Consider the following 12300-nt stretch of genomic DNA (forward strand, 5'->3'; position numbering starts at 1 on the left):
GCGGCGGGCAGCTTGCCGGCGCGGGTCAGCGCGTCAGGCGGGGTCCGGCAGCCTTGCGGCTATCTTCCAGCCGGCATCGTCCCGCCGCAGCAGCCAGGCCTTGGGCGCGATCGGTGTCCCCGCGGCGGTGCGATAGCTTGCGATGACCAGGCGCAGCCCCTCGGCGGTCGGCGACAGGCGGCCCGGCGCCTCGATCCCGTCGGCAAAGGACAGGACGACATCGGTCCCGGCCGCAGGCGGATCGCCGGGCAGGTCGGCGCGGCAGCCCGGATAGGCATGGCTGTCCTTCAGGAAAATCTGCATCGCCCCGGCCTCCTGCCTCGCGCTGGTGGTCGGGGATCCTATCGACCAGGGCCCGTCGCGTAAACGGGACCGGGCAGCCGTCAGAACCGAAAGGACGCGCGGATCTGCAGCAGGTCCGCATCCAGGTCGATGCCGGTATCCACCACATCCTTGAAGGCCGACCTGCTGTATTCCAGGCCCAGGGAAACCCGGTCGGTCACCAGATAGTCGCCTCCGAACCCGTAGGTCACGCCGGTTTCCGATTCCCCCGAATCCGACAGCCGCGCCACACCCAGGGTCAGATAGGGCTGGAAGCGGCCCATGTCATAGCCCAGGCGGCCCCGCAGCCGCCACATGTCGCTGCTGCCGGCCGTGCCGTCCTGAAGATCCACGTCGTTATAGTCCAGCTCGGCCCCGAGGACGAACGCGCCCATGTCATGCAGATAGCCCAGATGCAGGCCAAGCGCGTCGATATCGCCCAGATCGGCGCTGGCCCGCCCGCGCGATGCGGTGAATTCGCCCTGGCCATATTGCAGGCCGGCATAGATGCCCGTCCAGTCGGTGCCGGGGGCCGCCGCCGGGACCTCCTCCGGCACGGTCGGCGCGACATAGCCGCCCGCACAGGCGGCGCTGGCCAGGAAGGATGCCGCGAGGGCATGGATCGCGATCTTCATTCGTCATCTCCGCAGGTGAAGCCTGTCCGCGCATATCCACAGAGGATCGGCCTGGGAAGCCGTTGGAATGGCGGCAGGATCGCGGCGTGGCATTTGTGCGACGATGGGACCGACCCCCTCCTTCGGCCTGGCTGGTGCAGGTTGCGTGCAATCCGGCGCAGAACCATCTGCGGCATGAGGGCGGGGGTGTCGTCGCATCTGCCCCGGCGCCCGGTTTGACGCTCGGACCCGCGCGCCCTAGGATGAGGCGATCCTGTCGTCCCCCGCCGGTTCGCCTGCCGCCAGCAGCGTCCCGGCATCGGTTGGGCGGCATGTCCGGGCTCGTTGGAAAAAGGCAGCCAGATCATGGATTTGGGTTTCGGAACCTTCCTTGTCATCATTCTTCTGGCCATCGCTGGCTATGTGATCCTCACCTATAACGGCCTGGTGCGCGCCCGGCAGATGGTGCGCGAGGCATGGTCGGGAATCGACGTGCAGCTGAAGCGCCGCGCGGACCTGATCCCCAACCTGATCGAGACGGTGAAGGGCTATGCGCAGCACGAGCGCGGCGCGCTGGAAGAGGTGACGGCGCTGCGCGCGCGGGCGCAGGACCTGCCGCGCGACGACGTGGCCGGGCGCGCGCAGGTCGAGGGAATGCTGGGCCAGGCGCTTGGCCGGCTGTTCGCGGTGGCGGAAGCCTATCCCGACCTGAAGGCGAACGAGAATTTCGTGCAGCTGCAGGGCTCGCTGGAGACGCTGGAAAGCGAGATCCAGATGTCGCGGCGCTACTATAACGGCGCGGCGCGCGAGCTGAACGTCAAGGTCGAGAGCTTCCCCTCGAACCTGGTCGCCAATGCCTTCAGCTTCACCCAGGCCGAGTTCTTCGAGATCGAGAATGCCGAGGATCGCGCCGTCCCGAAAGTCTCGTTCGGCTGACGGCGGGCCGATGCGGTTCGTCGCGCCTGTCCTTGCCGCCCTTCTCATCGCCCTCGGCCTTGCCGGAGCGGCGCGGGCGGAGGAGGAGATCCGCGATTTCCACGCCCTTGTCGAGGTGGGGGCGGACGGCACGCTGAGCGTGACCGAGACCATCGCCGTCAATGTCGAGGGCAAGGAGATCTCGCGCGGGATCTTCCGCGACATTCCGCTGCGCTACGAGGATGGCGGCGGCCGCATCCGCGAGGTGGGGCTGGATGTGCGTTCCGTCACCCGCGACGGCAGCGCCGAACCCCATGCGGTCGAGCGGCGTGCGGGCGTGTTGCGGATCCGGATCGGGAATGCGGATGTGGAATTGCCGCATGGCCTGCATCGCTACCGGATCACCTATGACACGACGCGGCAGATCCGCTATTTCCCGAGCCATGATGAGGTCTACTGGAACGTCACCGGCAACGGCTGGGACTTCCCGATCCTGGCCGCCCGCGCCGAGATCAGGCTGCCGCCCGGTGCCGGCGCCAGCGATGTCGCCTATTTCACCGGCCCCCTCGGCTCGACCGAACAGGCCGCGCGGGCCGAGCGGCTTGATGGCGGAAACCGCATCCTTGTCGAGGCCACGCGGGCGCTTGCCCCGCGCGAGGGGCTGACCGCCGTCGTCGCCTTTCCCAAGGGGGTGGTCGCGCCGCTGTCGGATGCCGAGCAGCGTGCCGACTGGCGGCGCGACAACCTGGGCTGGATCATCGGCGCCGGCGGGCTGGTCCTCGTGCTTGCCTTCTACCTGTGGGCCTGGCGGCGCGTCGGCCGCGACCCGCCGAAAGAGATCGTCGTGCCGCGCTGGACCCCGCCCGAGGGCGTCTCGCCCGCGCTGGCCAGCTATATCGCGCAGCGCGGCTTTCGCGGACAGGGCTGGGACGCCTTCGCCGCCTCGATGATCGACCTTGCGGTCAAGGGCCACCTGGAGCTGGAGCAGCCGGGAAAGACCATGACGATCCGCCGCAAGGGCAGCGGGATCCCGGCGGGGATCGGCGCCGGGCAATGCGCCATCCTGAAGGCGCTGCCCAAGGATGGCGATGCGCTGACCGTGGACAAGTCGAACGGCAGGACCGTCCAGTCGGTGGGCCGCGCCTTCCGGCAGGCGATCGAGAGCGAACATCGCAACCAGTTCTACCGCGCCAACCCCCATTACCTGCTGGGCGGGGTCCTGATGTCGCTGCTGGTCCTGCTGCTGGCGGTCGCCTTCGGCGGCTTCGCGCCCGAGACGATCGCGCTCGCCATCGGCGTGCTGTTCCCCTCGGCCATCATCGCCATTGCGGCCGTCGCCATCGGGCGCCGGTTGCGTGCCGCGCGCTCGCTCGGCGCGCGGATATGGGCGGTGGTCACGGCGGCCTTCCTGGGCTTCGTGGGGCTGAACATGCTGGCCGGGTTCCTGGGGATGCTGACGCAGCGCGCCTTCGATCCGCGGATGCTGGCGATCCTCGCGGGCCTGGCGCTGACCAACATGATCTTCTTCTTCATCATGGGCGCGCCGACCCCGATCGGGCAGAGGCGCTCGGCCGAAATCGCTGGCCTGAAGCAGTACCTGGCCCTGGCCGAGAAGGACCGGATGAACATGCAGGGCGCGCCCGAGATGTCGCCGCAGCATTTCGAGACGCTGCTGCCCTATGCCGTCGCGCTTGGGGTCGAAAAGCCGTGGTCGCGGACCTTCGACGCATGGCTGGCCGGCGCGCTTGCGACGGGCGCCGTCGTCTATGCCGGGCCCGGCTGGTATCGCGGCACGGGCTTCACCCCCGGCAGCATCGGCGCCAGCCTCGGCAGCATGGCGGGCTCGCTGTCGAACAGCTTCACCGCCTCGCTGCCCGCGCCGAAAAGCTCCTCCTCGGGCTTTTCCGGCGGCGGCGGCTTTTCGGGCGGCGGCGGCGGAGGAGGAGGCGGCGGCGGCTGGTAGGCCGCTGCCTGGCCGATACGGCAAAACTGTCGCGGCGGCGGCAGGTCTGCGATAAGCTGGCGGCGCAAGAAGGAGGTAATCCGATGACCCGCACCACCCTTGCCATCGCATGTGCCGCCCTGGCCGGGCTGGCGTCCTGCGACACGCCGGCCGAGCGTTGCGAAGCCCGCGTCGAGGCCGAGCAAAGGCATGTCTCGCGGCTGCTGGAAGAGGTCGAGGCGAATATCGCGCGCGGCTATGCCTGGGAAGACACGGTGGTCAACGAGACCGGCTTCCGCTTCTGCGCGGGCGGTTTCCGGGGCGGCTACAACAGGCTGGGCCTGGGCTATTCGGGTTGCTACGGCGGCCCCGACACCGTGCGCAAGAGGGTGCCGATCGATCCCGTCGCCGAGATGCGCAAGCGCGACGCCCTGCAACAGCGCCTCGCCGCGCTCACCTCGGACGCGCCGCCGCAATGCGTCGCGCGCCCCGGCGCGGCAAGGTGAACCTGGACAATTCCAGCGCGTCTGCCGATCATGCGTCTCGGGTGAAGTGCCCGGCCCCCGGCCGCCAAAGGTAGGGGAATGATCCCGGCCGACAAGCGGCCCCTCGCGCACGATCCGGCAGCGTGGCGGCAGCAAGGACAGGCAGGCCCATCTTCCAGATCGCCGATGACGGCCTCGTCGGAGACCCCTTTACCACGGTCCCCGAACCCACCGAAAATCTCTGACCGTTTCTTCGTTGCACAAATACCCAATGGCACCTGCCCGCGGCCGGGGCACGCGATCCGGCTCCAAGCCAGCGAAGTGTCCCAGCCATGCCCACCCCCACCTGCGAGTCGATGAACCATGACGGGGAAGGGGACGCCCCGCCCATCGGCAACATTCCGCGGCTGATCCTCTGCCCGGTCGCGGGCCGTTCAGGTGGCACTTGACATAAATACCGACTGGTCGGTATGATAGGCCCATGCCGGGACCGACCAAACATGATCCAGATCGCGGCGACGCCCGGACCAGGCTTCCGGTCGCCGCGGGGGGATGTCATCGGAGCGGCGATGGCGGCGATGGCGGCGATGGCGGCGATGGCGGCGATGGCGGCGATGGCGGCGCGCGGGACCGGGGCGGGCTGGACCCCGGCCGCCGGGAATGGCGGGGCCGACCGCGACAGTCTCGACCACCTGCGCCGCCATGTCGAACTGCTGTTCGCGCCCCCGGCCGGGCATCACAAGTCTGACAGAAGGAGAACGAAGATGACCAACCTCGTGACCTGCCTGTGGTTCGACCACGGCCAAGCCGGCAAGGCGGCCCGGTTCTATGCCGCCACCTTCCCCGACAGCCGTGTCGACCGCGTGAATGCCGCGCCCTCGGACTATCCCGGCGGCAAGACGGGCGATGAGCTGACCGTCGAATTCACCCTGCTGGGGCGGCCGTTCCTGGGCCTGAACGGCGGTCCCGCCTTCACGCCGAACGAAGCCGTCAGCTTCATGGTGCTGACCGAGGACCAGGAGGAGACCGACCGCTATTGGGACGCGATCCTCGGCAATGGCGGCCAGGAGAGCAATTGCGGCTGGTGCAAGGATCGCTGGGGCCATTCCTGGCAGATCACGCCCCGGCGGCTGATGGAACTGACCACCGGCACGGATCGCGACAAGGCCAGCCGCGCCATGGAGGCGATGATGACGATGAGGAAGATCGACATCGCCGCGCTGGAGGCCGCGGTGGCCGCATCGGCATAGACTAGGGATTTTTCCGACCATGCGCAGCGAAAGGAAACGACCATGCCCAGCACCGTGACATTGCACCGCGTTCTGACCGCCAGCCCGGAAAAGGTCTATCGCGCCTTCCTCGAACCTGACGCGGTGGCAAGCTGGCTGCCGCCTTACGGCTTTCTCTGCACCGTCCACGAGTTGGAGGCCAGGACCGGCGGCGGGCACAGGATGTCGTTTCGGAACTTCACCACCGGCGACAGCCATTCCTTCGGCGGCACCTATCTGGAACTCGTGCCAGGCAGGCGCTTGGTCTATACCGACAGGTTCGACGCTCCGAACCTGCCCGGAGAGATGACGGTCACGGTGGATCTGGCTGCCGTCTCCGTCGGCACCGAGATCAGCATCGAGCAGCGGGGCATCCCGGACCAGATCCCGCGCGAGGCCTGCTATCTGGGCTGGCAGGAATCACTGCGCAAGCTCGCGCTTCTGGTTCAGCCCGAGATCAAGCCCTAGCCGCCCTGGCCGGATGCGGGGACATCGGCGCCATTTCGCCGAAATGGCGGCGCCGGAAGCCCGTGCCAGCGCATTCGTGTTTCGACCTCGGGTCGGGTTATCCGCTATCATCCGTTGCAACAAGCAGCGCCTGCCGAAAAAACGGGCGCGACCGGATGAAGGACGATGATCGATGCCCCGAACGACGCGACGGAACCTGCTGATTGCCGCCGGATGCCTGGCGATGCCGGGGCGCCTGCTCGCGCAGGAGGCGCCCTCGATCCATGTGGTCGAGGGCAGCGGCTGCGATTGCTGCGCGGAATGGACGGCCTATCTGCGCCGCGAGGGTTTCCGGGTCACGACCGAAAAGCGCGCCGGCGCTGATCTGAGCCGGCACAAGGCGGAACTGGGCGTGCCCGAGGCCTATCAATCCTGCCATACCGGCCAGCTTGCCGGTTACTTCGTCGAGGGCCATGTGCCCGCCGCCGACCTTCGCCGGTTGCTGCGCGAACGGCCCGATGCCGCGGGGCTTGCGGTGCCGGGGATGCCCTGGGGCAGTCCGGGGATGGGTCCCGAAAGCGAACGCGAGGCCTATGACGTGCTGCTGGTCGGCAAGGATGGCCGCAGCCAGGTCTTCAGCAGCTATCCGGCCGCCTGACGACGATTTCGCCGATCTTCCCTGTCAGCCCAGCAAGAAGGAATCCGACGCGGATGTTCCACCCGACCCGACGCCAGCTTTCCCTGTCGCTGCTTGCCGTCCTGGCGGCCTGCGGCACGCCGCAGCCCCGCCCGCAGTTCAAGACCTATTCCGGCCCGCCGGTCACGCAGATCGTCGTCTACAAGGGCCAGCGCAGGATGCATCTGCTCAGCGGGCGGACGGTGCTGAAATCCTACGATTTCGGCCTGGGCAACCAGCCGGTCGGGCACAAGCAGTTCGACGGCGACGGCAAGACGCCCGAGGGGCTGTATTACGTCGACCGCTTCAATCCGCGCAGCCGCTATCACCTGTCGGTCGGTATCTCCTATCCCAACGAGCGCGACAAGGCCTATGCGGCGCAGTTCGGCCGGCATCCGGGGGGCGACATCATGTTCCACGGCCGCGGCCCCGAGGGCAACCGGCTGGCGCCGAAGAACCGCGACTGGACGGCGGGATGCATCACCGTCACCGACGAGGAGATTGAGGACATCTATGCGATGCTGCGGCCCGGCGTGCCGGTGATGATCTATCCCTAGCTGTTTGATCCCATGGTTTGATGGTGCGATCCTTTCTCAGGAATGTAAGGATGCCCAATGGGACAAGCTCGTCACGGAAGCGCCACGACCACGCACGCCATCCGAGCTGCAATAATGAGGGCTTGCCCGCCATCGGTTCAAGGGCAGGCCCGGATGATTGCACGCTTCGCTCGCGACGCTGAGCCGAGAGCTGGGCATCAACCCGAAGACGGTGGCGAAGTGGCGCAAGCGGGCGACGGTCGAAGACCCGAAAACCGGGCCGAAGGAGCCGCGCTCCACGACACTGAGTGCGGAGGAAGAAGCGGTGGTCGTGGCGTTCAGGCGCCACACGCTGCTGCCGCTGGACGGCGCTTCGCTTGCCTTTATGCCCTGCAACCGTCGATTCCCCATCTGACGCGTTCGGCCTTGCATCGCGGTCTTCAACGACATGGGATATCGCGCCTGCCTGACGTCGAGGGCGAAAAGCCGAAACGGCAGCGCTTCAAGCGCTACCCCATAGGTTTCGGCCTTGCCCTCGAACCGATGGCGGGCCAGGCCTCAGTTCCATACTGATGTCGCTGAAATGCAGACCGCCGAAGGCAAGCTGTATCTCTTTGTAGCGATTGATAGAACCAGCAAGTTCGTCTTTGTACGCCTTGTCCAGAAGGCCGGCGAGATGGCTGCAGCCCAGTTCCTGCGCGACCTCGTTGCCGCAGTTCCTTACCGACTCCACAAGGTGCTGACCGACAACGTCCTATGTCAGGAGCAAATCGCCGCTTGAGGCGTCAGATCGCGGGGCATCCGAGCGACCGGATACCCTTGAGATGTTCGCCCGAGCGGGCTCCGCCGTCAAGAAGTGGTCTCTCCCATAGCAAACACAGGGTCGGCCGGGTCGCCACCCTCACCGTCCTCAAGACGCTCAATGGCCATACGCCCCACGAATACATCTGCAAGATCTGGACTTCAGAGCCAGACGGATTCATCGTCAATCCGATCCACCAGATGCCGGGACTGAACAACTAGCCCGCCGGTCGGGAATCGAGCGCGTCTCGAACTGGTAGCACCGCCCGGAACAAGCGCGGGAGCTGGTCGTCGGCATGTCCGGCGTCAAAGCCGAACTGGGAACGGTGCCCCATCTGCAAGACGCGCCCGGACAGGCCGACATCGTCTCCTTGGCCACCATGGCGTGGCAGCCGGTCATCATCAGCGATTGGGTCCGGCCCGGCACCCGTGTCGACCTGATTGGCGCCTTCAAGGTCGACGATGCGCTGATGGCCAAGACGGCGCTGTTTGTGGACAGCCGCGAGACCACGCTCGGCCATATGGGCGAGTTGATGATACCTGTCGCCTCGGGCGCAATCACGGTGGAAAGCGTGTTGGGCAATCTCTACGACCTAGTGCGCCGCGACACCCGGCGCCGGCAGCCGCCGGTCGAGATCACCGTCTTCAAGAACGGTGGCGGCGCGCATCTGGACCTGATGATCGCGTCCTACATTGCGCGCGCCATGACGGTCTGAGCGGAGCCGAAAGACAACGACTTGCCGACGGCTGGCCGTTCCTTCGCTGCAATTTCGTCAAGTCGACACCGGGTGCCAGCCGCCCGGCTGCCCGCCGTTACCATCTGTTTCTTTGTATCTGTGACCGCCACAGCCGAGACGAGCATGCCCCGGTCCAACCAGTAGGATCCCAGGGATTCCTTATTGCAGCTCATCATGCGGACTGCCTACAATTCGATAGCTCGTGCTCGTGTCTCCTCCGGTCATCGCTGCTACAGCGATCCCAGCCAGCGCGGCAGTCCCAAGGAAAGCGCGGGGATGAAGGTCGTCAGCTCCATCACCGGCAAGGCGACGAAGGCCATCATGCGCAGAGCGGGGCCGACCGCCTGATTGACCGAAGCGCGCCCGATCCGATAGGCCATGAACAGCACCGGTGCCATCGGCGGGCTGTTCGCGCCGATCACCATCGAGGTGGCGACGATGGCGGCGAAATGCACCGGATGCACCTCGACCGACACCATCAGCGTCAGCAGCAGCGGCGCGATCACCACGGTGACCGACATGTCGTCGATCAGCGCCCCGGCGATGATCAGGAACATGTTCACCAGGATCATGACGCCGATCGGATTGCTGACCAGCGACGCCACCAGCTCCGTCAGGTCCTGCGGGATGCGCTTGGCGACCAGGATGCGGCCGATCACGAAGGAAAACAGCAGGATCAGAACAATGGAGCCGGTGGTCTCGGCTGCCGCCACCGTGCTGTCGCGCAGCCGCGCCAGGCTCATGTCGCGATAGACGAAGAGGCCGATCAGGACCGCGGCGAGAACGGCGAAGGCCGCCGCCACGATCGGCGTGAAGAACCCGCCATAGATGCCGCCGATGATGATGACCGGCAGCGAAAAGGTGGGGATGGTGCGCAGGGTGATGCGCCATTTCTCCGTGTAGGGGGGACTAACTTTGTCAGAAAGCGGCACCGCGACCGTTTCCTGACAGATTGCAGCGTCCATAAATTCGCAGGGCTTTCGCGGAACAACAGGGCGCTGCTTCTTCAAGTATCCTTGGGAAGATCGCTTATTCGGACATGCTGGATGATTGTCGGACGCACCGTCCGAAAATTCCCAGTCCATCCGGCGGCGCGGTCGAAATCCAGTTCTGCCGTTCCGCCGCTTCTAGGTCATGTTGACAAATGGCGCAGCCATAGCCTGATGCAGGGCACATCGACGAACCCGAGGAAGCTGTCTGCGGTTTTATCGTGGCGGGTTGCCAGCCGCCGGCTGTTCTTGAGCTTGTTGAGTGAGCCCGTGAACGCCACCGGTTCGAGAGAACGGGCGAACGCGCTCGACCATGTTCCGCAGCGTGTAGATGGCCATGTCGACGGCCTTGCGAACCTTGTTCTTGCGCATCGGTATCATCGGCAGGGCGTTGCGGCTCTCGATATCTTCCCGAACTTTATCAGAGTCATGGACCCCGTCGGCGACCAGAACGGCGGGCTGCGGCAGGTTGTCGGCCATCACCAGGTCATAGCCGGTGCAATCGGAATCCTGCCCCGGCGTGATCTCGGTCCTCATCGGGAGGCCAGCGCCGTTGACGCGGAGATGGATCTTGGTCGAGAAGTGGAAGGTGGTCCAGAAAACGATCCGGCGGATCGTTTTCCCACCGGACGCTCTCGAACGGCCAGGAGCCTCTTTCGGAGTCCCCGTTTTCGGGCCGAAACGTCCACTGGACGTTTCTTTGCCTCAAACTGCGCCTGCCGCATGGTGATGTGCGCGGATCACGGTGCTGTCGACCATCTGGAGCTTGTCTGGCGCGATCCCGCATGGTTCGAGCCGCATCCAGGATATCCTCCCACGGCCCCGCGAGGGTCCAGCGACGGAACTGGCGGTAGACCGACGACCACCTGCCGAACTCCTCGGGCAGGTCACGCCATGGCGCGCCAGTTCGCGTTCGGCGCGGCCTCGGACCGGTGGCGGCTCACGCCTCACTCCAGAAAATCCCATCCATAACAAGGGGATGATTGGACGGCTTGCGCCCGTTCGGGTTTCGGACTGCCCGCATGAAGCCCTCGAAGAAGGCCCACTCATCGTCAGATATCAGGTTGCGTGCCAAGCTCATCCCCACCTGGAGATGAGCTTGAATCACAGGACGACCCGAAGCGGAACAGGGGAAGCCCTTTTGTCAATAGGGCCTAGTCAAGCTGGCCCGCGCGAAAGGGGGTGCAGCGTGAACATAGCTGTAAACGGACGTGTAAACCATGGTACGAGCAGAAAGCAACAAACCTTGCAAGTCACTGAAATCCTTGGAGGTGGGTACCGGAATCGAACCGGTCTTCACGGATTTGCAATCCGGTGCGTAACCTCTCCGCCAACCCACCGTTGCTCCAAGGCTGACAGTCATTTAGCGGCTTCCCGCCGGGGGCGCAAGTCACGCCTTCTCAACATTCACTGTTCATCCCCAGCTCGTTTCGCCGGCACATCGCGCAGGCTCTGGGCTTCTTTCGCGCGGGAGCGCTGACGTGTCGATCCGGTATGGTGGGCGACCAGCGCCTTGCTGGAGCGCTCGGTCACGGCGGTGATCGGCGCGTCGCTGCGGCTGGGGCCTTGCCGCCCAAGTCCTGCATCGTCGTGAAGGCGGCTCTCTATCAAGGCGACCTACAAGGGTGATTGGCGGAGCGCGGGTTTCGTCTTCACGCGATCTTACCGCCCCCGGCCGCATTTTTTCCGCGGCCCAGATCATGATCCGGTCCCAGAGCGTGTGCGGGCGCATCAGCCCAGTCATCGACCTGCGCCAATCCGCATGAGGCCTTTCGACGGACATCTATAGGAATAATTCATTAAACACAGTGAGTTGCTTGGATTTAATGAAGGGGCGAGAGATGCCCCGCCTGGTGAGCCCCGATTTCCTTGCGTCTCCGTCGCCGGCTGGTTCTCAAGCCAGTGGCGCACCAGCGGGCGCCCCCTTACCGGATATTTGGGCCAAGATGAAAGGGCGCGTGCCCGTTTCAGATGCGGCGGCGGGCGCGCAGGGCGGCGCTGATGGTGCCGTCGTCGAGATAGTCGAGCTCGCCGCCGATGGGCACGCCCTGGGCAAGGCCGGTGATGGCGATGCCGCTGCCTTCCAGCGCGTCGGCGATGTAATGGGCCGTGGTCTGGCCCTCGACGGTGGCGTTCAGGGCCAGGATCACCTCGGAAATGCGGTCGCGGGCGATGCGGTCGATCAGGGCGGGGATGCCCAGGTCCTCGGGGCCGATCTCGTCCAGCGCCGAGAGCGTGCCGCCCAATACGTGATAGCGGCCGCGGAAGGCGCCGGCGCGTTCCAGCGCCCAGAGGTCGGCCACGTCCTCGACCACGCAGATCTCGCCCGTGGCGCGGGCCGGGTCGGTGCAGATCGCGCAGGTGTCGCGGTCGGTGATGTTGCCGCAGGTCAGGCATTCGCGCGAATTCTGCGCCACGCGCTCCATCAGCGCCGCAAGCTGCGCCATCTGGCCGCCGCGCCTGCGGATCAGCTGCAGCACGACGCGCCGGGCCGAGCGCGGCCCGAGGCCGGGCAGCCGCGCCATCAGCGCGATCAGCGCCTGGATGTCGTCGCTGCCGTCGGTCATCG

12 protein-coding genes, 1 tRNA gene and 2 pseudogenes are annotated in these 12300 nt (G+C 66.0%); 9 read left to right on the plus strand and 6 right to left on the minus strand.

The annotated features are described in order from the left end of the window. Positions 1-33 precede the first annotated feature (33 nt). Positions 34-303, minus strand: coding sequence for a hypothetical protein (locus tag C9E82_RS04525; protein ID WP_119897185.1), 270 nt, complete (start codon positions 301-303; stop codon positions 34-36). A gap of 80 nt (positions 304-383) precedes the next feature. Next, positions 384-956 carry an outer membrane protein gene (locus C9E82_RS04530; protein ID WP_119897186.1) on the minus strand — a complete coding sequence of 191 codons (573 nt, stop codon included), beginning with the start codon at positions 954-956 and terminating at the stop codon, positions 384-386. 345 nt (positions 957-1301) lie between these two features. Here C9E82_RS04530 and C9E82_RS04535 point away from each other — a divergent pair, with 345 nt between their 5' ends. The 9 genes and pseudogenes from C9E82_RS04535 to C9E82_RS04585 all read left to right on the plus strand — a co-directional run bounded on the left by C9E82_RS04535 (position 1302) and on the right by C9E82_RS04585 (position 8721). Next, positions 1302-1871 (plus strand): LemA family protein, encoded by a 570-nt coding sequence (locus tag C9E82_RS04535; RefSeq protein ID WP_119897187.1) that lies wholly within the window; start codon positions 1302-1304, stop codon positions 1869-1871. 10 nt (positions 1872-1881) lie between these two features. Beyond that, positions 1882-3813 carry a DUF2207 domain-containing protein gene (locus C9E82_RS24380; protein WP_170162016.1) on the plus strand — a complete coding sequence of 644 codons (1932 nt, stop codon included), beginning with the start codon at positions 1882-1884 and terminating at the stop codon, positions 3811-3813. Positions 3814-3896: 83 nt separating this feature from the next. Next, the gene (locus C9E82_RS04545; RefSeq protein WP_119897188.1) at positions 3897-4298 is read left to right on the plus strand and encodes a hypothetical protein; all 402 of its coding nucleotides are present in this window, start codon (positions 3897-3899) and stop codon (positions 4296-4298) included. Between the two features lie 479 nt (positions 4299-4777). Continuing rightward, entirely contained in the window at positions 4778-5527 is a 750-nt protein-coding gene (locus C9E82_RS25360; RefSeq protein ID WP_338068087.1) for a VOC family protein, read from the plus strand. A gap of 42 nt (positions 5528-5569) precedes the next feature. Further along, positions 5570-6013, plus strand: a complete 444-nt coding sequence (locus C9E82_RS04560) for an SRPBCC family protein (RefSeq protein WP_119897189.1) — start codon at positions 5570-5572, stop codon at positions 6011-6013. Positions 6014-6236: 223 nt separating this feature from the next. After that, positions 6237-6650: a DUF411 domain-containing protein gene (locus tag C9E82_RS04565; RefSeq protein WP_244935995.1), complete on the plus strand. Its 414-nt coding sequence runs from the start codon at positions 6237-6239 to the stop codon at positions 6648-6650. A gap of 53 nt (positions 6651-6703) precedes the next feature. Further along, on the plus strand, positions 6704-7225 hold the full coding sequence (locus C9E82_RS04570) for a L,D-transpeptidase family protein (RefSeq protein WP_119897191.1): 522 nt from the start codon (positions 6704-6706) through the stop codon (positions 7223-7225). Between the two features lie 57 nt (positions 7226-7282). Beyond that, positions 7283-8227 (plus strand): annotated as a pseudogene (locus C9E82_RS04575) (transposase family protein). A gap of 74 nt (positions 8228-8301) precedes the next feature. Then, entirely contained in the window at positions 8302-8721 is a 420-nt protein-coding gene (locus C9E82_RS04585; protein WP_119897192.1) for a hypothetical protein, read from the plus strand. A 251-nt stretch (positions 8722-8972) separates the two neighbouring features. On the opposite strand, the gene C9E82_RS04590 is transcribed toward C9E82_RS04585, so the two are convergent. The 4 genes and pseudogenes from C9E82_RS04590 to recR all read right to left on the minus strand — a co-directional run bounded on the left by C9E82_RS04590 (position 8973) and on the right by recR (position 12298). Then, positions 8973-9674, minus strand: coding sequence for a TRAP transporter large permease subunit (locus tag C9E82_RS04590; protein WP_240643453.1), 702 nt, complete (start codon positions 9672-9674; stop codon positions 8973-8975). Between the two features lie 200 nt (positions 9675-9874). Next, a pseudogene (locus tag C9E82_RS04595) lies at positions 9875-10812 on the minus strand (IS5 family transposase). 185 nt (positions 10813-10997) lie between these two features. Beyond that, positions 10998-11071: transfer RNA gene (locus tag C9E82_RS04600), tRNA-Cys, on the minus strand. A gap of 627 nt (positions 11072-11698) precedes the next feature. After that, the gene (gene recR, locus C9E82_RS04605; RefSeq protein ID WP_119897194.1) at positions 11699-12298 is read right to left on the minus strand and encodes a recombination mediator RecR; all 600 of its coding nucleotides are present in this window, start codon (positions 12296-12298) and stop codon (positions 11699-11701) included. Positions 12299-12300: the final 2 nt, after the last annotated feature.

It is taken from the genome of Paracoccus sigandri (assembly GCF_003709565.1).
In the GTDB taxonomy this organism is placed as follows: Bacteria; Pseudomonadota; Alphaproteobacteria; order Rhodobacterales; family Rhodobacteraceae; genus Paracoccus; species Paracoccus siganidrum.